This is a genomic window from Rhizobium sp. rho-13.1 (assembly GCF_007000305.1).
In the GTDB taxonomy this organism is placed as follows: domain Bacteria; phylum Pseudomonadota; class Alphaproteobacteria; order Rhizobiales; family Rhizobiaceae; genus Rhizobium; species Rhizobium rhododendri.
Window position 1 is genome coordinate 496191 of sequence record NZ_SCFL01000001.1, and the last position, 22071, is coordinate 518261.

21 protein-coding genes are annotated in these 22071 nt (G+C 62.0%); 11 read left to right on the forward strand and 10 right to left on the reverse strand.

Annotation, left to right across the window (positions count from 1 at the left end; genetic code table 11):
- Positions 1–12 precede the first annotated feature (12 nt).
- Positions 13–555: a hypothetical protein gene (locus EQW76_RS02670; protein WP_142822857.1), complete on the reverse strand. Its 543-nt coding sequence runs from the start codon at positions 553–555 to the stop codon at positions 13–15.
- A 229-nt stretch (positions 556–784) separates the two neighbouring features.
- Here EQW76_RS02670 and EQW76_RS02675 point away from each other — a divergent pair, with 229 nt between their 5' ends.
- Both EQW76_RS02675 and EQW76_RS02680 read left to right on the forward strand, forming a co-directional pair.
- Positions 785–1996: an NADP-dependent isocitrate dehydrogenase gene (locus EQW76_RS02675; protein ID WP_111221868.1), complete on the forward strand. Its 1212-nt coding sequence runs from the start codon at positions 785–787 to the stop codon at positions 1994–1996.
- 78 nt (positions 1997–2074) lie between these two features.
- Positions 2075–2521: a GNAT family N-acetyltransferase gene (locus EQW76_RS02680; protein WP_142822858.1), complete on the forward strand. Its 447-nt coding sequence runs from the start codon at positions 2075–2077 to the stop codon at positions 2519–2521.
- Between the two features lie 74 nt (positions 2522–2595).
- Here EQW76_RS02680 and alaS read toward each other — a convergent pair whose 3' ends face one another.
- Positions 2596–5256: an alanine--tRNA ligase gene (gene alaS / locus EQW76_RS02685; RefSeq protein ID WP_142822860.1), complete on the reverse strand. Its 2661-nt coding sequence runs from the start codon at positions 5254–5256 to the stop codon at positions 2596–2598.
- 163 nt (positions 5257–5419) lie between these two features.
- The gene (recA, locus tag EQW76_RS02690) at positions 5420–6508 is read right to left on the reverse strand and encodes a recombinase RecA (protein ID WP_111221865.1); all 1089 of its coding nucleotides are present in this window, start codon (positions 6506–6508) and stop codon (positions 5420–5422) included.
- Between the two features lie 240 nt (positions 6509–6748).
- Between recA and EQW76_RS02695 the strand changes: the two genes are divergently transcribed.
- The 3 genes from EQW76_RS02695 (at position 6749) to EQW76_RS02705 (ending at position 9643) form a co-directional block, all read left to right on the forward strand.
- Complete coding sequence (locus tag EQW76_RS02695; RefSeq protein WP_142822862.1) at positions 6749–7693, forward strand: carbohydrate kinase family protein; 945 nt, start codon at positions 6749–6751, stop codon at positions 7691–7693.
- A 46-nt stretch (positions 7694–7739) separates the two neighbouring features.
- The gene (locus EQW76_RS02700; protein ID WP_142822864.1) at positions 7740–8666 is read left to right on the forward strand and encodes a pseudouridine-5'-phosphate glycosidase; all 927 of its coding nucleotides are present in this window, start codon (positions 7740–7742) and stop codon (positions 8664–8666) included.
- Between the two features lie 80 nt (positions 8667–8746).
- Positions 8747–9643: a DMT family transporter gene (locus EQW76_RS02705; RefSeq protein ID WP_142822866.1), complete on the forward strand. Its 897-nt coding sequence runs from the start codon at positions 8747–8749 to the stop codon at positions 9641–9643.
- Between the two features lie 17 nt (positions 9644–9660).
- Here the strand turns inward: EQW76_RS02705 and EQW76_RS02710 are convergent, their stop codons facing one another.
- The gene (locus tag EQW76_RS02710) at positions 9661–12267 is read right to left on the reverse strand and encodes a PAS domain-containing sensor histidine kinase (protein ID WP_142822868.1); all 2607 of its coding nucleotides are present in this window, start codon (positions 12265–12267) and stop codon (positions 9661–9663) included.
- A 333-nt stretch (positions 12268–12600) separates the two neighbouring features.
- On the opposite strand from EQW76_RS02710, the gene EQW76_RS02715 reads away from it, so the two are divergent.
- Entirely contained in the window at positions 12601–13695 is a 1095-nt protein-coding gene (locus EQW76_RS02715) for a flagellar biosynthetic protein FliO (protein ID WP_142822870.1), read from the forward strand.
- Positions 13696–13787: 92 nt separating this feature from the next.
- Here the strand turns inward: EQW76_RS02715 and dksA are convergent, their stop codons facing one another.
- The gene (dksA, locus tag EQW76_RS02720; RefSeq protein WP_142822871.1) at positions 13788–14207 is read right to left on the reverse strand and encodes an RNA polymerase-binding protein DksA; all 420 of its coding nucleotides are present in this window, start codon (positions 14205–14207) and stop codon (positions 13788–13790) included.
- A 281-nt stretch (positions 14208–14488) separates the two neighbouring features.
- On the opposite strand from dksA, the gene EQW76_RS02725 reads away from it, so the two are divergent.
- From EQW76_RS02725 to EQW76_RS02740, 4 genes are all read left to right on the forward strand, one after another.
- Positions 14489–14998 (forward strand): histidine phosphatase family protein, encoded by a 510-nt coding sequence (locus tag EQW76_RS02725; protein ID WP_142822873.1) that lies wholly within the window; start codon positions 14489–14491, stop codon positions 14996–14998.
- A gap of 79 nt (positions 14999–15077) precedes the next feature.
- Positions 15078–16553 carry a YcjX family protein gene (locus tag EQW76_RS02730; protein WP_142822875.1) on the forward strand — a complete coding sequence of 492 codons (1476 nt, stop codon included), beginning with the start codon at positions 15078–15080 and terminating at the stop codon, positions 16551–16553.
- A complete protein-coding gene (locus EQW76_RS02735; protein WP_142822876.1) occupies positions 16550–17626 on the forward strand; it encodes a TIGR01620 family protein in 1077 nt (358 codons plus the stop codon). Before EQW76_RS02730 ends, EQW76_RS02735 begins: the two co-directional genes overlap by 4 nt.
- A 103-nt stretch (positions 17627–17729) precedes the next feature.
- Positions 17730–18281, forward strand: a complete 552-nt coding sequence (locus tag EQW76_RS02740) for a hypothetical protein (RefSeq protein WP_111221855.1) — start codon at positions 17730–17732, stop codon at positions 18279–18281.
- Between the two features lie 75 nt (positions 18282–18356).
- Here EQW76_RS02740 and folK read toward each other — a convergent pair whose 3' ends face one another.
- From folK to folP, 3 genes are read right to left on the reverse strand one after another with little or no spacing between them, the layout of a single operon-like run.
- On the reverse strand, positions 18357–18875 hold the full coding sequence (folK, locus tag EQW76_RS02745; protein WP_224127693.1) for a 2-amino-4-hydroxy-6-hydroxymethyldihydropteridine diphosphokinase: 519 nt from the start codon (positions 18873–18875) through the stop codon (positions 18357–18359).
- Complete coding sequence (gene folB / locus EQW76_RS02750) at positions 18868–19236, reverse strand: dihydroneopterin aldolase (RefSeq protein WP_142822878.1); 369 nt, start codon at positions 19234–19236, stop codon at positions 18868–18870. Before folB ends, folK begins: the two co-directional genes overlap by 8 nt.
- On the reverse strand, positions 19233–20084 hold the full coding sequence (gene folP / locus EQW76_RS02755) for a dihydropteroate synthase (protein ID WP_224127696.1): 852 nt from the start codon (positions 20082–20084) through the stop codon (positions 19233–19235). Before folP ends, folB begins: the two co-directional genes overlap by 4 nt.
- A 110-nt stretch (positions 20085–20194) precedes the next feature.
- Here folP and EQW76_RS02760 point away from each other — a divergent pair, with 110 nt between their 5' ends.
- Positions 20195–20824 (forward strand): DUF922 domain-containing protein, encoded by a 630-nt coding sequence (locus tag EQW76_RS02760; RefSeq protein WP_142822880.1) that lies wholly within the window; start codon positions 20195–20197, stop codon positions 20822–20824.
- 295 nt (positions 20825–21119) lie between these two features.
- Here the strand turns inward: EQW76_RS02760 and EQW76_RS02765 are convergent, their stop codons facing one another.
- Both EQW76_RS02765 and EQW76_RS02770 read right to left on the reverse strand, forming a co-directional pair.
- Positions 21120–21440: a 2Fe-2S iron-sulfur cluster-binding protein gene (locus EQW76_RS02765; RefSeq protein ID WP_142822881.1), complete on the reverse strand. Its 321-nt coding sequence runs from the start codon at positions 21438–21440 to the stop codon at positions 21120–21122.
- 161 nt (positions 21441–21601) lie between these two features.
- Positions 21602–21970, reverse strand: a complete 369-nt coding sequence (locus EQW76_RS02770; protein WP_142822883.1) for an Hpt domain-containing protein — start codon at positions 21968–21970, stop codon at positions 21602–21604.
- Positions 21971–22071 lie beyond the last annotated feature (101 nt).

Here is a 22071-nt window from a genome sequence, read left to right on the forward strand (position 1 = left end):
TGTGGCGTCAGGCTACGGCTGCTTGGCGATATCCTGCATGGCAGCCTTGAGGGAACTCGGCTTACCATTGTCGTCCGTCGTCAGGATGTCGTCGACCACCAGTTTTCCGCCTTCGGTCAGAACCTCGAAGCGAACTTCCGTGAAGGCGTCAGACGCTGCAGCGTCGTCGGCGCCCATGCAGCGCGACTTCTGGAACCGCGCCACCACCTCGGTCTTGCCGCCCGATACAGCCCCGGGAACGATCGTCACGTTCTCGAGCGGACAGGCATCCTGGCTGCCGACAATGACGTCGTAGTCGAACGGCGAGATGCCGTCTTCCGTCGCCGGATAATTCTGGGCGGCCTGGTAGCCACGGATGAAATCGGCGCTGAACAGCTGCCGCAGGTGCGACGCATCGAATATGTCCTGCCAGTCGCCGTCGCCCCCGGCCCAGTTGGCTACCGTCGCATCCATGATGGTCTTCACCGGAGAAACGGCAGGATCTGCGGCGAAGGCGCCGGGCGCCTGGATCAACACAAGGGCGGCGATGAGGTATGCAGGCAGCGATCGGGGCATGGCAATGTCCGTAAACACACAAAATATCGTTGTAAAATCGGCTATATCGGCGAGCCTTACAAGCGCCTCGCACTAGAAAAGCGGTGATTGGCCGGGCAGATTTGACGCGCAAAAAGGCGAATTCTGCGCCCTTCCCGGCTTTGCCTCGGCGCCCCGCGGTGCTATAGCGCTCGAGACTTCAAGTCCAACACACCGGGCCGCCCGGCCATAAGCAGAACGAGGCAGATATATGGAAAAGATCAAGGTTGCAAACCCCGTCGTCGATCTCGACGGCGACGAGATGACCCGCATCATCTGGCAGTTGATCAAGGATAAGCTCATCCTTCCCTACCTCGACCTCGACATCCAGTATTACGATCTGTCGGTCGAAAATCGCGACGCCACGAACGACCAGGTGACGATCGACGCAGCCCACGCCATCAAGAAATACGGCGTCGGAATCAAGTGCGCGACGATCACTCCGGACGAAGACCGCGTCAAGGAATTCAACCTGAAGCAGATGTGGAAGTCGCCGAACGGCACGATCCGCAACATCCTCGGCGGCGTCATCTTCCGCGAGCCGATCATCTGCGAAAACGTGCCGCGCCTCGTTCCCGGCTGGACCAAGCCGATCGTCGTCGGCCGTCACGCCTTCGGCGACCAGTACAAGGCCACCGACTTCAAATTCCCGGGCAAGGGCAAGCTGTCGATCAAGTTCGTCGGCGAAGACGGCGCCGTCATCGAGAAGGAAGTCTACGACGCACCGGGCGCCGGCGTGGCTCTGGCCATGTACAACCTCGACGAATCGATCCGCGATTTCGCCCGCGCTTCGCTGAACTACGGCCTGATGCGCAAGTGGCCCGTCTATCTGTCGACCAAGAACACCATCCTGAAAGCCTATGACGGTCGCTTCAAGGATATCTTCCAGGAAGTCTTCGACGCTGAATTCAAGACCCAGTTCGATGCCCTGAAGATCACCTACGAGCACCGCCTGATCGACGACATGGTCGCCTCGGCTCTCAAGTGGTCCGGCGGTTATGTCTGGGCTTGCAAGAACTACGACGGCGACGTCCAGTCCGACATCGTCGCCCAAGGCTTTGGCTCGCTCGGCCTGATGACCTCGGTGCTGCTGTCGCCAGACGGCCAGACCGTGGAAGCAGAAGCAGCCCACGGCACCGTGACCCGCCACTACCGCCAGCACCAGAAGGGACAGGAGACATCGACGAACTCGATCGCCTCGATCTTCGCCTGGACACGTGGCCTCGCTCACCGCGCCAAGCTCGACGACAACGCAGCGCTCGCAAAGTTTGCAGCGACGCTCGAAACCGTCTGCGTCGACACGGTCGAAAGCGGCTTCATGACCAAGGATCTGGCCCTGCTCATCGGCCCCGACCAGCCCTGGCTGTCGACGACTGCCTTCCTCGACAAGGTCGATGAAAATCTCCAGAAGGCAATGGCATAAGCCATTATCTTAATGTGATCGGCGGACGGCGGGGACTTCCCCGCCGTTTCCATATCTGCAGGCCGGAGACCGGATCCGATGACCAACACCATTCGTCCGCTGAAGCTTGACGACCGCACCGCCTGGGAGCCGCTCTGGCAAGCCTACCAGCGCTTCTACGAGGTCGAGCTCCCGCCGGAAACGACAAACCGGACATGGGCGCGATTTCATGACCCAAACGAGCATATGCAGGCGCTCGGCGCTTTCGATGACTTTGGCCGGCTGGTGGGCATCGTCCACGCCATCTTCCACCGCTCGACGTGGATGCCGGAATGGACCTGCTATCTGCAGGACCTCTATGTCGAGCGCGATCAACGCGGCAAGGGCACGGGTGCAGCCCTTATCGAGGCGGTGGCGGACCTTGCCCGGGCCAATAACGCCGGTCGCCTCTACTGGATGACCCACGAAACCAATACCGCTGCCCAGCGCCTCTACGACCACGTCGCGGCACGATCCGGCTTCATCCAGTATCGCAAGGCCCTATAGCAAGCCATTGTAAAACGAAAAATGGCGGAAGCTGATCGCTCCCGCCATTCCAAATCTTAAAATCTCAGCACCTGTCAGACGGCGAGTGCTGCTGCAACGGCCTCGATCGCCTCGTCGGCCTTGGAGCCATCGGGACCGCCGGCCTGCGCCATGTCTGGCCTGCCGCCGCCGCCCTTGCCGCCAAGCGCCGCAGACGCGGTGCGAACCAGATCGACCGCGCTGAAACGGGCGACCAGATCTTCGGTCACCGCCACCACGGCGCTCGCCTTGCCATCCTCGGAGACGCCGACGAGCACGACGACGCCGGAGCCGATGCTAGTCTTGCCTTCGTCCGCCATGCCCTTCAGATCCTTCGGATCGACGCCGCCGATAGCCCTTCCGAGGAATTTGACGCCGCCGATATCGCGCACTGCATCGGCGCCATCGCTCTGCCCGCCGCCCATTGCAAGCTTGCGCTTGGCATCCGTGAGCTCGCGCTCCAGCTTGCGGCGCTCGTCCATCAAGGCTTCGACGCGGGTGACGACCTCGGCAGGCTGCACCTTCAGCGCTGCTGCCAGAGCTTTGACACGGTCATCCTGCTCGGCCAGATAATCGCGGGCCGAAACGCCCGTGACGGCCTCGATACGGCGCACGCCGGCGCCGACGGCGCTCTCCGAGAGCACCCGGATCAGGCCGATCTGGCCGGTCGCCGTCACATGCGTTCCGCCGCAGAGTTCGATCGAATAGGGCTTGGCAGCCTTCTCGCCGCGCACCGCCGTACCCATCGACACGACACGGACCTCATCGCCGTATTTTTCGCCGAACAACGCCATGGCGCCTTCTGCAATCGCATCGTCGACGCTCATAAGCCGCGTCGACACAGGCGCATTCTGCAGCACGATCTCGTTGGCCATTTCCTCGACGACCTTCAGTTCCTCGACCGACATAGGTTTCGGATGCGAGACATCGAAGCGAAGGCGCTCTGGCGCCACCAGTGAACCCTTCTGAGCGACATGGGTGCCAAGCACCTCGCGCAGCGCCTCGTGCAGCAGATGGGTCGCGGAATGATTGGCGCGCAGCCGGCCGCGGCGATCATGATCGACCGTCAGCACAACGGGGTCGCCGATCTTGATCGTGCCGGTTGCGACGGTCGCCACATGGGCAAACAACCCATCGCCGCGCTTCTGCGTATCGGACACGGTCAGCTTGACGCCCTCGCCGGCAATCACGCCCGTATCGCCCATCTGGCCGCCGGACTCGGCGTAGAAAGGCGTCTGGTTGACGACGATCTGCACCGTCTCGCCCTCGGCAGCGCTGTCTAGAGATACGCCATCGCGGACGATCGCCTGGATTACGCCTTCAGCGGTCTCGGTGTCGTAGCCCAGGAATTCCGTCGCGCCGTTCTTGTCCTTCAGTTCGAACCAGACGGTCTCCGTCGCCTTGTCGCCGGAGCCGGACCAATGGGAGCGGGCCTCGGCCTTCTGGCGGGCCATCGCATCGGTAAAGCTGCCGACGTCGACGGCGATGCCGCGCTCGCGCAGCGCATCCTGCGTCAGGTCAAGCGGGAAGCCGTAGGTGTCGTACAGCTTGAAGGCCGTCTCGCCATCGAGCATATCGCCCTTGCCCATGGTGGCGGTGGCGTCGGACAGCAGTGACAGACCACGGTCGAGGGTCTTGTGGAAGCGGTTTTCCTCGAGCTTCAGCGTTTCCGAAATCAGCGATTCCGCCCGCACCAGCTCCGGATAGGCGCGGCCCATTTCCTGCACCAGCGTCGGCAGCAGCTTGTACATCAGCGGATCGCGGGCACCGAGCAGCTGAGCATGGCGCATGGCGCGGCGCATGATCCGACGCAGCACATAGCCGCGACCTTCGTTTGACGGCAGCACGCCGTCGGCAATCAGGAAGGCCGACGAGCGCAGGTGATCGGCGATGACCCGGTGGCTGGCCCGGTTATCGCCGATAGCCATCACTCCGGTTGCTTCCTCGGAGGCCTCGATCAGCGCCCGGAAAAGATCGATGTCGTAATTGTCGTGCTTGCCCTGCAGCAGCGCCGCCACGCGCTCGAGGCCCATGCCGGTGTCGATCGACGGACGCGGCAGGTCGACCCGCTCGTCCTTTGAAAGCTGCTCGAACTGCATGAAGACGAGGTTCCAGATCTCGATGAACCGGTCGCCGTCTTCGTCGGCGGAACCGGGAGGCCCACCCCAGATATGGTCGCCATGATCGTAGAAGATTTCCGAACAAGGACCGCAAGGGCCGGTATCGCCCATCGCCCAGAAGTTGTCGCTGGTCGGAATGCGGATGATGCGGTCGTCGGACAGGCCGGCGATCTTCTTCCAGAGGTTAAAGGCATCGTCGTCCGTGTGGTAGACCGTCACCAGCAAGCGCTTGGCGTCGATATCGAATTCCTTGGTGATCAGGTTCCAGGCAAGCTCGATGGCCTGCTCCTTGAAATAATCGCCGAACGAGAAATTGCCGAGCATCTCGAAGAAGGTGTGATGGCGGGCGGTGTAGCCGACATTGTCGAGGTCGTTGTGCTTGCCGCCGGCGCGCACACATTTCTGTGCCGAGGACGCAGTCTTGTAAGGGCGCTGTTCCAGCCCCGTGAAAACGTTCTTGAACTGCACCATGCCGGCGTTGGTGAACATCAGCGTCGGATCATTGCGCGGCACGAGCGGGCTCGACGGAACGATCTCGTGCCCATTCGTCTTGAAGTAGTCGAGGAAGGTCGACCGGATTTCATTTACGCCGCTCATGCTATGCCCTTATCGCTGCCGTCGGCAGTCCCCATACAAAATCCACTGGCTTTTATCGCTCGCTCTCGATCCTGTCCAGCCGCACGAACGAAAGCGGCCGCACATCCCGAAAGACGTGCGGCCGACAGCTTGAACTTACCCTTCGACCTTGCGGCCGGTACCGTTACATATCGGCGGCAACGTCGCCGTCGTTGGCATCGGGACCGCCGTTCACCAGCAGCTTGTCGGCGATCAGGCCGGCACTCTGGCGCAGCATCGTCTCGATCTCCTTTGCCAGTTCCGGATTGTCGCGCAGGAAGATCTTGGCGTTCTCGCGACCCTGCCCGAGGCGCTGGCTGTTATAGGAGAACCAGGCACCGGACTTCTCGACGATGCCGGCCTTGACGCCGAGATCGACGAGTTCGCCGGTCTTCGAGACGCCTTCGCCATACATGATGTCGAACTCGACCTGCTTGAAGGGAGGCGCCATCTTGTTCTTGACGACCTTGACGCGCGTCTGGTTGCCGATGACCTCTTCGCGATCCTTGACCGCACCGATGCGGCGGATGTCGAGGCGGACCGAGGCGTAGAATTTCAGCGCGTTACCGCCGGTCGTCGTTTCCGGCGACCCGAACATCACGCCGATCTTCATGCGGATCTGGTTGATGAAGATGACCATCGTGTTCGACTTCGAGATCGACGCGGTCAGCTTGCGCAGCGCCTGGCTCATCAGGCGTGCTTGCAGGCCTGGCAGGCTGTCGCCCATTTCGCCTTCGATTTCAGCTCGCGGCGTCAAGGCCGCAACGGAGTCGATGACCAGAACGTCGATGGCGCCGGAGCGTACCAGCGTGTCTGTGATTTCGAGAGCCTGCTCGCCGGTGTCGGGCTGCGAGATCAGGAGGTTCTGGAGATCGACGCCGAGCTTGCGGGCATAGACCGGGTCGAGCGCATGTTCGGCGTCGACGAAGGCGCAGATGCCGCCCTTTTTCTGGGCTTCGGCAATGGTCTGCAGCGCCAGCGTCGTCTTGCCCGAGCTTTCCGGTCCATAGATCTCGACGATACGCCCCTTCGGCAATCCACCGATGCCAAGTGCGATATCGAGGCTCAAGGAGCCCGTGGATACTGTCTCGATCTCGACGATGCTTTCATTCGAGCCGAGCTTCATGATCGAGCCCTTGCCGAATGCCCTCTCGATCTGAGAGAGTGCGGCTTCGAGCGCCTTGCTTTTGTCCACCGATTTTTCCTCTACGAGCCGCAAACTATTCTGTGACATGAGATCCACCTTTAGGTTATTGAAGCCGCACAGGCAATGAAGCAGTTGATGTCGTTTTTGTACTTGATTTGTTCCGGTTCCGCAAGGGGCCTTCAAATAATTGAAACAAAAAGGTAAAATGACCTTTGTTCTATATTTGTTTTCCTTTTTTGCCGCAAAGACTTAGGCGATCCTCAGCAGGCTTTCTGGGGTTTGCAAATGCGGGTCGATTCGGCTCTTTCGAAATGACCGGGGCTGGGTATGTCTAAGCAAATTCTCGTGCTCGGCGGCGCTCACATCGACAGGCGTGGCCGCATCTTCGGAGAGACCGATCCAGGCGCCAGCAATCCGGGCGCTTGGTTCGAGGAACCGGGCGGCGGCGGCTTCAATGCGGCCCGCAATCTCGCCCGGCTTCACCATGACGTGCGGATGATCTCGCCTCGCGGCGGCGATGCTCTTGGCGACATGGTGGCGGCCGCCGCCCGCGAGGCTGGCGTCGACGACCGCCCGTTCGTCTTTCTCGATCGCACGACGCCGAGCTACACGGCGATCATCGAAAAAGACGGAAACCTGGTCATCGCGTTGGCCGATATGGAGCTCTACAAGCTCTTCAGCCCTCGCCGCCTGCTGATCCGCGCCATCCGCGATTCATTCGCATCGGCGGACCTCATTCTCTTCGACGCCAATCTGCCGGCCGAAACACTGGCTGCGATTGCCCGCAAGGCGGTCGATCTCGGCAAGCCGCTGGCAGCCATTGCCATCTCCCCGGCCAAGGTCGTGCGCCTCAAACCCTGCCTTGCCGATATCGACTATCTGTTTCTCAACCAGTCGGAAGCCGCAGCCCTCACCGGCAGCAGGCCGGACGATCCGCTGCAGTGGGTGAGCCAGTTGCAGGCCCTTGGTCTCAAGGGTGGCGTCATCACGCGAGGGCAGCAGCCTCTCGTCGCCTTTGACGGCCGCATCACCCTCACCTTGGAGCCGCCAGCTGTGGACGACGTCGCCGACGTCACTGGCGCCGGCGATTCGCTAGCGGCCGGGGTGCTTTCGGCGCTGATGGACGGTCTCGATCTCGCCGAGGCGGTGCGCCACGGCGCTGCAGCGGCCGCAATCACGGTTCAGTCGCCGTTTGCAACGGCCGCTAATCTGTCGCCGGAGCATCTTCGTCAGGTTCTCGCCCTTGTCGGCGCGCCCAAAATACTGTCATGAAGCCCCATCCCGCCCATCAAACCCGCAAATTCAGGTGGACAAGACCATGACCAAACCATTTTCCGCGCTGTTGCCGATCTCCTATTCAAGCGAAGTTGCCGCTGCCAAGGCACGCGGCGCACCGATCGTCGCGCTCGAATCGACGATCATCACCCATGGCATGCCCTATCCCGGCAACATCGACATGGCCCGCAGCGTCGAGGCGATCATCCGCGAGGAAGGCGCCGTCCCGGCCACCATTGCTGTCATCCACGGAACGTTGCACATCGGTCTTGAACCGGCCGAGCTCGAGAGCCTCGCCCAGACCACGGACGCGATGAAAGTATCGCGCGCCGACCTAGCCTTTGCAATTGCGGAGCGCCGCACCGGGGCAACCACGGTTGCAGCCACGATGATTGCGGCAGCCCGGGCTGGCATCAAGGTGTTTGCCACCGGCGGCATCGGTGGTGTGCATCGCGGCGCCGAGACCAGCTTCGATATCTCGGCCGACCTCGAGGAGCTGGCACGTACCGGCGTCATCGTTGTCTGCGCCGGCGCCAAGGCAATCCTCGATATCCCGAAGACGCTGGAAGTCCTGGAGACCCGTGGTGTTCCCGTCGTCACCTTCGGCAGCCCGGAATTCCCTGCCTTCTGGTCGCGTGCCTCCGGCCTGCCAAGCCCGCTGACGCTGAACAGCCCGGCGGCAATCGCCAATTTCCAGACTATGCGCGAGCAGCTGGGTATCGATGGCGGCATGCTGGTTGCCAATCCCGTGCCGGAGGAAGACCAGATCGAGCGCGAGGAAATGGAGATCTACATCGAGCGCGCGCTCGACAGCGCCGAGCGCGAGGAAGTGGTCGGCAAGGCCGTCACGCCCTACCTGCTCAGCACGATCTTCGACATCACTGGTGGCCGCAGCCTGAAAACCAACATCGCGCTGGTCGAAAACAATGCACGGCTCGCTGCCGAAATCGCCGTCGCTCTGGCGGATTAAGCAGAAACGTCGCGCACCGAAGCTGCCGCGCCGGTCTCCGGCGCGGTTTTTCGTTTCAGGACGCTAGCAGGAAACCTCCCGTGCCAGATATCTTACCTCTAGCCGACGCAGGGCCACGCGACAGCCGCATACCGCTGGCAGCCCTGATACTTGGCGGCGCTGCCATCGGTGGCTCACCGATTTTCGTACGCCTGTCTGAGGTGGGTCCGCTTGCCACGGCGTTCTGGCGTGTGGCGCTGGCGCTCCTGCCGCTACTTCTCGTCTCACTCGCCAGCCGCCGGAAGTCCGCTGTTCAACCGCGTAACCTGTCGGAATGCTTGATGCTGGTCCTGCCGGGGCTGTTCCTCGCCACGGATCTCGTCACCTGGCACCTCTCCATCCACATGACATCCGTTGCCAATGCGACGCTGCTTGCCAATCTGGCGCCGATTTTCGTCGCAGCCATCGGCTGGCTGTTCCTCGGCGCCCGGATCACCACACTTTTCCTGCTCGGGCTGGCAACGGCGCTGGTCGGCATCGTCACCCTGAAGGGCGGCCTTTCCGGTCTTGCCAACGGCGATCTCAGGGGAGATGGCCTGGCAACAGTCGCAGCGCTGTTCTACGCCGGATATATTCTGGTGATCGGCAGGCTCAGAACCCGGTTCGACACGCTGCAGATCATGGTCTGGAGCACGGCCGCCGCAACCATCTGTCTTTTCCCGGTGGCCCTCATGATCGAGGGCGTCATGCTGCCACCAAGCCTGTTCGGCTGGCTCATGCTGATCGGGCTGGCCTTCATCAGCCATGCCGGCGGCCAGGTGGCGATCACCTATGCGCTCGCCTACCTGCCGGCCGCATTCTCATCGCTGACGTTGTTGCTGCAGCCGGTGGTCGCCGCCTTACTGGCCTGGGCGCTGCTGAGTGAGAGCATCGGCCCGCTGCAGGCCATCGGTGGCGCCATCGTGCTGGCCGGCATCCTGATCGCCCGACGCGGCTGAACCGTCACGCTTGCCGATCAGCTGTCCAGCATCTCGCGAACGGCGACAGCCAGTTGTTTCAGCGAAAACGGCTTCGGCAGGAAGCCGAACTTCGAATCCGCCGGCAGGTTGCGCGCAAACGCATCCTCGGCATAGCCCGAGACGAAGATGAACTTCATATCCGGATAGATCTTGCGCAATTCGCGCAGCAGCGTCGGCCCATCCATTTCCGGCATCACCACGTCGGAGACGACGACATCGACCTTGCCTTCGAGTTCCTCGAGAATTTCCAGCGCCTCGACGCCGGACCCAGCCTCATGCACGGTGTAGCCGCGCGTTTCCAGCATCCTCTTGCCGCCGCGCCGCACGGCCTCCTCGTCCTCGACCAGAAGCACGACAGCCGATTTGCCGGTGAGGTCTGCCTGCTCGACGTCTGCAAGTGCGGCGCCCTCGCCCATCGGTGGCGCATGCGGCGCTTCCTGCGGGCTTTCGCCGGGCAACAGGATATCCATCACGTGACGCGGCAGGAAAACGCGGAAAGTGGTGCCCCTTCCCACCTCGGAATCGGGCTGGATGTAACCGCCCGACTGCTTGACGATGCCGTAGACCATGGCGAGCCCGAGACCCGTGCCCTTGCCGACATCCTTGGTGGTGAAGAACGGCTCGAAGATCTTGTCCATGATTTCAGGCGCGATGCCAGTGCCGTTATCGGTGACTTCCACCAGCACCATGTCTTCGTTCGGCAGATAGGCAGAGTTGAAGGCCGCCATGTCGTCCGCTGCGACATTGCGGGTGCGCAGCAGCAGCGTACCGCCGTCCGGCATTGCATCGCGGGCGTTGACGCAGAGGTTGATCAGCACCTGCTCGAATTGCGAAAGATCCGTTTTCACCGGCCAGAGATCGCGCCCGTAATCGACCTCCAGCTTGACGCGGGTGCCCGAGAGCAGCCGCTCGACGAGCATCCGGAGATCGCCGATGACATCGGTCAGGTTGATGATCGTCGGGCGCATCGTCTGCTTGCGCGAGAAGGCCAGCAACTGGCGCACGAGCACGGCCGCGCGGTTGGCGTTGCGCTTGATCTCCATCAGGTCGGCAAAGCTTGCGTCGGCCGGCCGCGCCTGCAGCAGCAGATGGTCGGACGACAGCAGGATCGCGGTCAGCACATTGTTGAAGTCATGGGCGATGCCGCCGGCAAGCGTACCCACGGCATTCATCTTCTGCGTCTGCGCCATTTGCGCCTCGAGCGCCTTCTGCTCCGTCACCTCGACGGCGTAGACGATGGCAGCCTCTTCCGGCGCCTCGTCGCTCTGCTCGATGACCGCATTGATGTAGAAGCGGAAATGCCGTGTCTCATCCTTCGGGTTGCGGGAATCGATCGACGGAATATCGCCCTGCCTGTCCTTGGCAGCGGCAAATGCCTGCGCCAGCAGCGGCCGCTCGCTTTCGCTGAAGATCGTCTCCAGCGTCGCGCCGCGCTCGATATCGTCGCGCGAAACCACGTTGGAAAACAACTTCAGGAACGGTGCGTTGGTGCGAAGGATACGCCCTGTCCCGTCGACGGAAGCAATCGCCATCGGCGTATTGTTGAAAAAGCGGGTGAAGCGCATCGCCGCAACCGAGGCCGACTGGTCGTCGTCATCATCCTTCTGGCGGCCGAGAACGATCGTCCGGCTTTCGCCGGGGGCACCGTCACGCATGGAGGTGACGCTGTGCACCAGACGGGCCGGCAGGCTCTGGCCGTTGCCCTTGCGCAGGTCGAGATCGAGGGTAACGGTCTTCTTCAAGCCGGGCTCTGCTTGCACGGACTGGATCAGGGCGAGCCCCTCGCCGGCCACGAGGTCGCCGACGGTGATCGATCCCGGCGTAAACTTTGTAAGATCGAGACCCAGCCATTCCGCCAGCGTCGCATTGAGATAGAAGATCTCGCCCTTTCGTCCGGCCGAGAAGAAACCGGCCGGTGCATGGTCGAGATAATCGATGGCGTTCTGCAATTCCTTGAAGAAACGCTCCTGGTCGTCGCGCTCCGAGGTGATGTCGGTAATCTGCCATATGTGCAACGGCTTGCCGCGCCCCTGGCCCGGTGGCAGCAGGCGGGCTTTTAGGCGGTACCAATGCGCGCCGGAGCCGCTGGAGCCGACGGGACCGAGCGGCTTCATCAGCCGGAATTCCTCGCTGCCTTCCTTGCCTTCGCGCAACTCGTTCGACAGGCGGTAAAGAGCCTGGTTGGATTCGCGGTTGCGCGACAGCAACGTGTCGAGCGACTGGACCTCGGTGGTCTTGCTGGCGCCGGTCAGCTTGCCATAGGCGAGATTGGCGTAGACGATACGGCCCTTGTCGTCGGTGATCAGCGTGCCGTCGGGCTGGCTGTCCAGGAACGAGCGCGCAAGACTGTCGGACTGGGTCTGCGGCATCACCTCGACGAAACCGATGATCGACGAAACCAGGAAGAAGATCCCGACCATGGCGAGGATTCCGAGCGCGCCGAGCACGATCTCGTTGTCGAGCTCGTTCTTGAACACGACGAATGCCGCCGCCGCTGCGATCAGCACCAGCGCCAGAAGAATGATCCGAAGCACGATACCGGAACGAACCCCGCGATCGACCAGCGGCACGCTATACTCGTCGGACTGACGCAGCTTGGTCATGAACCCCTCGTTGGCCCGCGCCGCATTCCGTCAATGTGTTGACGGATTTGGAATCAGGACTTTGACCTTCTTAGCAAGTTGCGGCATCGGCAAAAAGCGGCCCTTGGTGGAGAAAGGCTTGAATTCACAAGGAACTGCGCCAGCTTTCTTCAGAATATCGTTCAGAATGCGGGCATCGACGGTATTTTGGGTGCCGGCATCACAGAATGGCCAATGACATCTTGTTTAGGCAGGGATCCTGTCCCAATGATTGCCGCCTGACACAAGCCTAATCTTGCGGCTTCAGGGCCGCACGCCAGATGACGTAAACGTTGAAATCGGAGTATCGAAACTATGCTGGACGAGATCGCTGGAACCTATGGCAGCCGCCTGTTCGTCGCCGCCGGCGGCGTAGCGGTGGCCCTTCTCGTGCTGGTCGCCATCTTGTGGCTGGTGCGCAACCGGGCGCCCTCGCCATTCGTGCGCGGCGGCAAGGGTCGCCAGCAGCGGCTGCAGGTTTTGGATGCCGCAGCCATCGACGCAAGACGCCGGATCGTCCTCATCCGCCGCGACGGCGTCGAGCATCTCGTCATGATCGGCGGCCCCACCGATATCGTCATCGAAAGCGGCATCGGCGATACATCGAGGATTGCGGCGCCCGCCCAGCCCATCGCCAGCGCCCCGCCCGTCCAAACAATCACGGCTCCGGACCCGGCCCCACGGCAACTCGAAGCCTCGACGGAACCGTCGCCTATCGTCGGTCGGCGCCGGGAGCCCGCTGCTCTCTCATCCCCGCCACCCGCACCGCCGGTCACAACGACCGAGATCGAACGACCGGCTCCCGCAGTGTCGTCGCCGATGGCAGCGCCGGAGCCGAGGCAGCAGTTCGCGCCGCCAGCGCCAGCGCCTGCACCGGAAGTCGAAGCCGCCTCTGTGGCTCCGAGAGACGAGCGCCCGCTTGCGGCTGCAGCCCCCGTCCAGGCACCGCCTGTGGAACCGGTTGTCTTCGAACGACAGGCGGAGTTGGACGCCGCCGATATTCTCGATGCCGCCCGCAGCCGTGTCCTGCCCACGGAACACTCAAGGGACAACAGGCAGGCACCTGCGCGCGAGGCAGAACCTCCCGCCCCAGCGCCGATGCTCGCGCAGGATGCTTACAGCGAATCCTACGAGGTCCCGGCACCTGCGGTCGCGCAACCCAAAAAACTCGGCAGCGATTTCGAAAGCGTCCTCGAAGCGGAAATGACCAACAACCTGACGGCAGAGCGCATCGTCCAGCCGATAGCACCGCCGCCCGCCGTCCGCCCCGAGCCGACGCCACGTCCAGAGCCCGTTCCGCCGCAGCAGCGCCGCGATCCCGACATGGCGCCGATCACCGGCGGTGACGCTGCCCTGCAGAAGGAAGTTGCCCGCATCTTCGGGGAAATGAGCGTCAACCGCGAGAAATAAAGCGTGGGCCTGACGACGACCCGATGCTGAAAAAACAAAAGGCACGACCGTTGCGGGTCGTGCCTTCTTAACAGATTTGGATCGCTTGATCCCTATTCGTCGCGGTAGACTTTTTCGCGACGCTCATGGCGTTCCTGCGCTTCGATGGACAGGGTGGCAATCGGGCGGGCGTCGAGGCGCTTGAGGCCGATCGGCTCGCCGGTTTCCTCGCAGTAACCGTAGGTTCCGTCGTCGATGCGAGAAAGGGCTGCATCGATCTTGGAAATCAGCTTGCGCTGGCGGTCCCTTGCACGAAGCTCGATGGCCCGGTCCGTTTCGGATGAAGCACGGTCTGCGAGATCGGGGTGATTGGCGCTTTCCTCAGCGAGATGCTCAAGCGTTTCACGCGCTTCTCTCAGGATATCGGTTTTCCAGACAACCAACTTGGACCGGAAATAAGCCTTCTGCCGTACATTCATGAACTCCTCGTCTTCCGAGGGAACGTAGCTGCTAAGATCGATCTTCTCACTCAACGCGATTCTCCTGAAGAACATCTCATATGGCGCGGGGTATACAGCAAGCGACCGTGCCGGTTCAAGCCTAATACAGCCGCTGATCGGATTTTTAAATCTGTCATAAAAAACGGCTAAAGGTCTAATTTTTCATCATTTATTTTGGCGAAGCTTTTGAGCCGAAGCTATAAGGCTTCTGTGGACCAAGCTTTGTTTTCGCCGTTGCTTGGGATGTCGCGGTTGACGGATGGGCGTCGCGAACGCAAGGTCGATCGATAAACTTCACGATGGAACTGACCCCCATGACCCGTATTTTGCCGCCACCGTCCCGCATCTACCTGCTGCGACACGCCGAGGCAGCGCAGGCGCAGCCGGGCGAGCGCGACTTTGACCGGGCGCTGAATGACAACGGTTTTGCGCAGGCAGAAATCGTCGCCGGCAAGGCTGCGGACAAGGGCTACAGGCCGGATCTGGTGGTTGCTTCGACCGCGTTGCGCTGCCGCCAGACCACGGATGCCTTCAAGCGCGCCATCGGCGCCACCACCGAGGTCCAGTATGTGGACGGGCTCTATGACGCCTCGCAGGAGACCTATCTGGACATCCTGTCGGCCCAGGCCGGCGGCGACTCGATCATGCTGGTCGGCCACAATCCGATAATCTCGCAGGTACTGGAGGCCCTGATCGGCCATGAGGCGATGCAGAAATCCCTGCCCGGCGGCTTTCCGACAGCGGGATTCGCAGTCCTCGACGCCATCCAGGGTCCAGACGGATCGACGGCGACCTGGATTCTCAGCGATTTCATTCGCGAATAGACGGCGAGCGGCAGGAGGCTGCTTCTTTTCACGGCAGCGCTCCCTATATTGCGATTGACTTCAATGCAGGGATGCCGCTTTGCCGCCGAGCCTCACTTCCTTCACCGACGACGCGCTGATTGCCTTTGACAATATCGCCGACCGGGCTGCCAATCTCGTCAATCCGACCATTCGCCTCGGCGTGACGGGCCTGTCGCGCGCGGGCAAGACGGTTTTCATTTCCTCGCTCGTCCATAACCTCCTGAACGGAGGCCGCCTGCCGCTGTTCGAGGCCATGCAGTCCGGGCGCATCTCGGCCGTGCGCCTCGAGCAGCAGCCCGACGATGCGGTCCCTCGCTTCCAGTACGAAGACCACATCCGGGCGCTGGTGAAGGACCGCATCTGGCCGGACTCGACGCGTGCCATTTCCGAATTGCGGATTACCCTGGAATACCAGAGTGCCAGCGGCTGGAACCGGATTTTCTCCCCCGGTCGTCTGTCGATCGATATCGTCGATTACCCCGGCGAGTGGCTGCTCGATCTGCCGCTGCTTGCCAAGGACTACCAAACCTTCAGCGACGAGACGCTGGCTTTGGCGCAAACCGGCGTCCGCGCCGAATTGTCCCGGGAGTGGCTGGCACTCTCCGCCTCCACGGATGCGGCGTCTCCAGCCGACGAAATGCGCGCCCGCGACCTGGCCCAGGCGTTCACCGCCTACCTTCGCGCCTGCAAATCGGATGAGCGCTCGCTCTCTACCTTGCCACCCGGACGTTTCCTACTCCCAGGCGATCTCGACGGATCGCCGGCGTTGACCTTTGCACCTTTGCCGACACCTGCGCCCGGCAAGGCTGGAAAGGGCTCATTGTGGGCGATGATGGAGCGGCGTTACGAGGCCTACAAGTCTGTGGTCGTCAAGCCGTTCTTCCGCGAACACTTCGCCCGGCTCGACCGGCAGATCGTCCTTGTCGATGCCCTGCAGGCCATCAATCGCGGCCCCGAGGCGATCCAGGACCTCGAGCGGGCGCTGGCCGACGTGCTGGCCTGTTTCCGCCCCGGCACGAACAGCTTCCTCTCCTCCTTTGTCGGCCGTCGCATCGACCGGGTGCTGGTTGCCGCCACCAAGGCCGACCATCTTCACCATGAGAGCCACGACCGGCTGGAGGCCCTCACCCGCCGTCTCGTCGAGAGGGCAACCCAGCAGATCGGCATGACCGGTGCCGGCATCGACGTCATGGCGCTGGCCTCGATCCGGGCCACCCGCGAGGCGACGGTGACGCGCGACGGACAGGTGCTCCCGGTGATCGTCGGAACGCCCATTGCCGGCGAGACGATCAATGGCGACGTCTTCGATGGTGTCCGCAATACCGCCGTCTTCCCCGGCGACCTGCCGCTCGATCCGCAGCAACTGTTCGCGCTTCCCGGCACCGAGAGCCATCCCGGTCCGCTGCCGGATGTCAACGTCGTGCGCTTCCGGCCGCCGCTGCTCGACCGTTCGCCGACCGGCGTGGTTCTCTCGGTGCCGCACATCCGGCTCGACCGCGCCATGCAGTTCCTGTTCGGAGACCGCCTCGCATGACCCCACAGATCGAAAACGATCCGCCGCATTCCTCACGCAGTCCGGCAGCCTTCTCGATGGAGCCGGAACAGCCGCAGGCCGATGCCCGTCAGGCAATGCCCGCCCGCCGTCCGCAAAGCTTCGATGCAGATGTTATCCTGACCCCTGACGAGGAGGATCCCTTCCTAAATCCGTCGTCGTCTCTCGAGGGTACGCTGCCGAGCCTCAAGCCCCGCCGGCGCTTTTCCTTTGCCAAGGTGGCGCTCAGTGCGTTCGGCATCCTCCTTTCGCTCGCCTTCGGACTGTGGACGGATGAGCTGATCCGCAATCTCTTCACCCGCGCCGACTGGCTGGGCTACACGGCGTTGACCGTGCTTGGCATCGGCATCCTCGCGGTGATCGGAATGGTCGTCCGCGAAATCGCCGGCATGATGCGGCTGGCAACGGTACACGCCATCCGCGCCGACGCGGAGGCTGCCGCGCTGGAGGCAAAGCCGGCGCGAGCGCGGGCGCTGGTGGATCGGCTGTCGACGCTGTTTGCCACCAAGCCTGCGACAGCCAGGGGCCGCGCCGCACTAAAGGCGACGGAAGGCGATATCATCGATACGCCGGGCCTGATTTCGCTTGCGGAGCGCGAACTGCTGGGTCCGCTGGACCGCGACGCACGGGCGCTGATCCTTACCGCCTCCAAGCGCGTCTCGGTCGTCACCGCCGTCAGCCCGCGTGCGATCGTCGACCTGCTCTACGTGCTTTTCGAATCCACCCGCATGGTGCGCGCTATGGCCGACCTCTATGGCGGCCGTCCGGGAACACTGGGCATGCTTAAACTGATGCGCGATGTCGTTGCCCATCTGGCTGTCACCGGCTCCATTGCCGTCGGCGACGGCCTCGTCCAGCAGATCGTCGGCCATGGACTGGCCTCGAAACTGTCGGCCCGGCTCGGTGAAGGTGTTGTCAACGGGCTGATGACGGCCCGCATCGGTATTGCCGCGATGGATCTCTGCCGTCCTCTGCCATTCAGGGCGCTCAAGCGCCCGGGCATTGGCGACTTCATCGGCGACCTCTCGCCCGGCGCGGCCAAAAGACAGCCCTGACAGGCCATTCTTTAAGGCCCGCACCCCAAAAGAAACCAGCCGTTAACCATTCTGAGGCAAAGTCGGAGCTTAGTTTCCGGTACACCTTTGCCAAGGAAAGCCCATGTTTTCGCGTAAGTTTATTGTTGTATGCGGCCTCGCCGTCATGGCCCTCTCCGTCGTCGACTGGGCGCAATCGGCCAATGCCTCGTCCCGCGACAAGGCTTTCTTCCAGTCGGTGTCCGGCGCATGGCGCGGTCCGGGCGAGATTGTTGCCGGCAAATACAAGGGCACCAAATTCACCTGCAATCTGATCGGCACGCCAAGCCAGGGATCCGCGACAGGCGTCAAGCTCGACGGTACCTGCCGCGTCGGCGTCTTCCAGCAGCCGATGTCTGCCGAGATCACACAGAGCGGCAGCACCTATAACGGCAAGTTCCTGGACGGCGCCGCCGGCAAGGGCCTCGACGTAACTTCGGGGTCCGTCAACGACAACACAGTCGTCGTCGGCCTCAACCGCCAGAAACTGAACGGTGCCATGATCGCCCGCCTGCAGGACGACAAGTCGATGAACGTGACGATTTCGGTCAAGGTCGACGAGCAGATGGTCCCAGTCATCGGCCTCAGCCTGAAGCGCGAGGCTGTCGACACCATGACCGTCGGCGCCATCAAATAATCGTTGTCATACGTTGAGTTTTTAAAAGGCCGGGAGTTTTCAAAAGGCCGGGCTGTTGCTCGGCCTTTTTGCTGGCTAGCTGCGTTGCCACCAGCCGCTATCTGCATCCGCTACTTCGATGCCGCCGATGTCGGCGTTTGCAAGCCACGCCGTAACGGTGTTTCCAGCCACCACCAGATCTGCTGCAATATCCGCTAGCGGCATCAGCACGAACCCGCGCTCGGTCATGCGGGCGTGCGGGATTTGCAGCTTTGCGGTATCGAGCATGACAGCCCCGTAGGTGAGGATATCGATGTCGATCGTCCGGGGTCCCCAGCGCTCGATCCGCTCCCGCTTCATGCCGCGCTCGATATCGAGACAGACGTCGAGCAAAGTCTCTGGTGGAAGCGAGGTCCTGATCGCTGCGCAGGCGTTGAAAAAGAACGCCTGATCCGTCTTCCCCCAAGGCGGCGTGCGGTAGAGTTTCGACACCGCGACGATGCTGCAATCGGCGCGCTGGTCGAGGGCCTGCAGGGCCGTGGCCATCGCCCGGACCGGATCGGCAATATTGCCGCCAAGACCGAGCATTGCTGTGGAGAAATCAGTCTCAGGCAAAGTGCTCGATGCTCACTTGAACGTAGTCGAGAACGCCCGGGACAGGTGCGTTCGGCTTGCGGACGGTCACCCTGACGCGCTTGATCTGCGGAAACTTTTCGCACAGGCCCTTGGCCACGTCGAGCGCCAGCGCCTCGATCAGGTAGCGACGCTTGCCGGTGACGATTTCCTCGATGACGGTGAAGGCGACGCCGTAGTTGACGGTGCCGTCGATCGAATCCGTCACCAGCGCCTCGCCGGCGGCAACGTCGAGTTCGGCGTCGACGAAGAACCGTTGCCCGAGAAACTCCTCCTCGTCGTGTACGCCGTGGCGGGCAAAGAATGCACAGTTCTGCAGGGTGATGGTGTAGATACCGCTCATGATGTTTTTATTCCTGATTTCGCCTGCATCTCCAGCATAGCATTGACGACGGCAAGTGCGTCCCTGTTGATTGCGACATTATGCACGCGGAAAATCGCTGCGCCCTGCATTCTGAGCAGCACCGTTGTCGCAGCTGTCCCCGCATCCCGCTCCTCGGCCTCCCGTCCGGTCAACTGGCCGATGAAGCGCTTTCGCGATGTGCCTGCGAGGAGCGGAAGGTCGAACCGCTTCAACTCGGCAAACCGCAGCATGAGTTCCAGGTTTTCATCGCCGTCCTTGGCAAAACCGAAGCCGGGATCGAGCACGATCCTGCCGCGATCGACCCCGGCAGCATCGGCAATTGCCAGCGATTGCTCGAGAAACACCCTCTGATCATCGATAACATCCGCCAACTTCTGGCGTTCGCGACCGGTGTGCATGATGCAGAGGCCGGCACCGCTCTCGGCGGCAAGTGCTGCAATGTCCGGTTCGCGCTGCAGCCCGAATACGTCGTTGACGATGTGGGCACCGGCGGCAACTGCCAGCCGCGCCGTCTCTGCCCTGTAAGTATCGACGGAGATCAGCGCCTCGGTGTTGCCGCGCAGGGCTTCGATCACCGGCAGCACCCGAGCTTGTTCTTCGGCCGCGCTGACGGGTTCGGCGCCCGGCCTCGTCGATTCGCCGCCGATATCGACGATGTCAGCACCCTCGGCGACACAGGCAAGCGCATGGGAGACTGCCGCATCGACGGACTGGAAACGGCCGCCGTCTGAAAAGGAGTCCGGTGTGATGTTGACGATCGCCATGATCGCGCTGCGGCTGAGATCAAGACGACGACCATGGCCCACATGCCAGATATTATCGCGCATCGCTATCACGAACGTCCGCTCCGTTGAAATTGAAAAAAACCGTCGCCCGATGTTGCGCTCGCAGTGGCTATGCCGCAAGCTTCCGTGAAGTTCAACTGGTCCGATCACGAATGCCGACTGCATCGCGCTTTGCTTGCCTCCCACTCGCCGTTTTGCTGTCATGCGGCGTCTTGCGGAGCGCAGAAGCGGAAGTCGTCGCGCATAAATCATTCTCTTATTTCGATATCAGCGGCGACACTGCCGACGAACTCGACGAGGCGCTCAATGCCGGCGGCCCAGCGGCGATGGGCGCCAGCAGCCGCCATCCCGGTGCAACGCGCATCCGCTTCGGTGGCCAGGCGACTTATGTTGAGAGCGGCGACCGGTGCCATATCGGCGGCGCCCGGGTCACGGTTGACATCGTCGTCATCCTGCCGCGCTGGCGGGATCGCCGTCACGCGCAGCCCCGTCTTTCCGCTGTCTGGGACAGGCTATCGGCCGACATCAAACGCCACGAGGAGCGTCATGCCGAGATTGCGAGATTGCATGCGCGCAGCCTGGAGAAGGCCATCCTCTCGCTGCCAGCAGAGCGGACCTGCGATCTGCTGCAAGACAAGGTCAGCGGCGAATCAGTGCGCAATACCGTCCTGCACGATCAGGACCAGGCGCGGTTCGACCGTGTCGAGGCTACAAACTTCCAGATCCGCATGCAGCGCCTCGCGCAACGACGACACAGCGAAAAATCGGAAAAGATAGATTAAAAGCATATATTTAGAGAATCGCGACAATCGCTGTCGATCACCGCAACTGTGCGAAATATGACACGCTGTAGCTGAGATAGCAGGGGAAAAGCCGGCTTTACGCTTTACCACAGCCGTAATGTAGTATCATCTTACGTATAGCATCGACGATGGTATTGCGTTCCCATTTTCCTGGGTTCTCCCGGCGTATCCGAAGCCGCAAGCGCTTCCTCCCTCGCCTGTAGGCGATACGCCCGCCTGGCCTCGCTCCGCAAATGGGCGAGGTTTTTTTTGGGGCGCCTTGAGAGATGCAGGACTAGGCTTGGCGCTCCGGCACGTGAACGACAAGGCCGTCCAGCGCCGAGGTCAGCTTGATCTGACAGGAAAGCCGCGAGCTTGGCCTGACATCGAAGGCGAAATCGAGCATATCTTCTTCCATCGCAGCGGGCGGTCCCGCCTGCTCTATCCAGGCATCGTCGACATAGACATGACAGGTGGCACAGGCGCAGGCGCCGCCGCACTCGGCTTCGATGCCGGGCACGGAATTGCGCACCGCGTTTTCCATCACGGTCGAGCCCTCGTCGGCATCGAAGTCGAAACGCGTGCCGTCGAAAGCAACGATTGTCAGTTTGGTCATAAGATAATCCGGAATCCGCGAGTGATATTTGTCAGGGTCGGATTTTCTTCCAACAATTCCAAACAGCAGTCAACATCGCCGGCTCCGAAAGCCACTGGCTCGGCCGGATACCGGTCAGCGATGTTGCCGTCCCTCATGGGGACGGCGCAGCGAATCCGAGCTTAACGGCAAAGCTTGAGAATGAAGTTTTCCGCTTCGACGACGGCGGTGCCGACAGCCGCCATGCAGGCAGCATCGCTGGAGTGCGCTTCGAAAGCCTCGGCGGATTGCGCTACCTTGAAGGCACCAACGGCGCTTGCTGCACCCTTCAGACGGTGGGTACCAGCCTTCACCTGGTCGGCATTGCCGCTGCCGATATCGTGGAGACAGCTGCGTGCCTGGCGGGCGAACATCTGCAGAACCTCGATTTCGAGCACCTTGTCGCCCATGGTCTGCCGGGCGAGATGGACCAGATCGATAGGCTTTTCCCGCGACGGCCCCATGCCGCGCGAGTTGTCAGGGGCTTCAAATGCGATGTTCAAGGCGGCCATGGGCCCATTCTCCGGTTGTCTCTTGTCGGTGCGTTGCTGCATCCTTGCGGCTGCGGCATGGCCATCCCGTTAAATTCCGGCACAACGAAGGCGGAAAAATG

What these genes read in the sequence shown, in the direction of transcription:
- EQW76_RS02725 (WP_142822873.1), top strand. Translation starts at nt 14,489, where the DNA reads ATGACCCGTATTTTGCCGCCACCGTCCCGCATCTACCTGCTGCGACAC.
- EQW76_RS02770 (WP_142822883.1), bottom strand. Translation starts at nt 21,970, where the DNA reads ATGGCCGCCTTGAACATCGCATTTGAAGCCCCTGACAACTCGCGCGGC.
- recA (WP_111221865.1), bottom strand. Translation starts at nt 6,508, where the DNA reads ATGTCACAGAATAGTTTGCGGCTCGTAGAGGAAAAATCGGTGGACAAA.
- EQW76_RS02700 (WP_142822864.1), top strand. Translation starts at nt 7,740, where the DNA reads ATGACCAAACCATTTTCCGCGCTGTTGCCGATCTCCTATTCAAGCGAA.
- EQW76_RS02735 (WP_142822876.1), top strand. Translation starts at nt 16,550, where the DNA reads ATGACCCCACAGATCGAAAACGATCCGCCGCATTCCTCACGCAGTCCG.
- EQW76_RS02675 (WP_111221868.1), top strand. Translation starts at nt 785, where the DNA reads ATGGAAAAGATCAAGGTTGCAAACCCCGTCGTCGATCTCGACGGCGAC.
- EQW76_RS02715 (WP_142822870.1), top strand. Translation starts at nt 12,601, where the DNA reads ATGCTGGACGAGATCGCTGGAACCTATGGCAGCCGCCTGTTCGTCGCC.
- folP (WP_224127696.1), bottom strand. Translation starts at nt 20,084, where the DNA reads ATGCGCGATAATATCTGGCATGTGGGCCATGGTCGTCGTCTTGATCTC.
- folB (WP_142822878.1), bottom strand. Translation starts at nt 19,236, where the DNA reads ATGAGCGGTATCTACACCATCACCCTGCAGAACTGTGCATTCTTTGCC.
- EQW76_RS02695 (WP_142822862.1), top strand. Translation starts at nt 6,749, where the DNA reads ATGTCTAAGCAAATTCTCGTGCTCGGCGGCGCTCACATCGACAGGCGT.
- EQW76_RS02740 (WP_111221855.1), top strand. Translation starts at nt 17,730, where the DNA reads ATGTTTTCGCGTAAGTTTATTGTTGTATGCGGCCTCGCCGTCATGGCC.
- EQW76_RS02670 (WP_142822857.1), bottom strand. Translation starts at nt 555, where the DNA reads ATGCCCCGATCGCTGCCTGCATACCTCATCGCCGCCCTTGTGTTGATC.
- EQW76_RS02760 (WP_142822880.1), top strand. Translation starts at nt 20,195, where the DNA reads ATGCCGACTGCATCGCGCTTTGCTTGCCTCCCACTCGCCGTTTTGCTG.
- EQW76_RS02710 (WP_142822868.1), bottom strand. Translation starts at nt 12,267, where the DNA reads ATGACCAAGCTGCGTCAGTCCGACGAGTATAGCGTGCCGCTGGTCGAT.
- EQW76_RS02765 (WP_142822881.1), bottom strand. Translation starts at nt 21,440, where the DNA reads ATGACCAAACTGACAATCGTTGCTTTCGACGGCACGCGTTTCGACTTC.
- alaS (WP_142822860.1), bottom strand. Translation starts at nt 5,256, where the DNA reads ATGAGCGGCGTAAATGAAATCCGGTCGACCTTCCTCGACTACTTCAAG.
- EQW76_RS02680 (WP_142822858.1), top strand. Translation starts at nt 2,075, where the DNA reads ATGACCAACACCATTCGTCCGCTGAAGCTTGACGACCGCACCGCCTGG.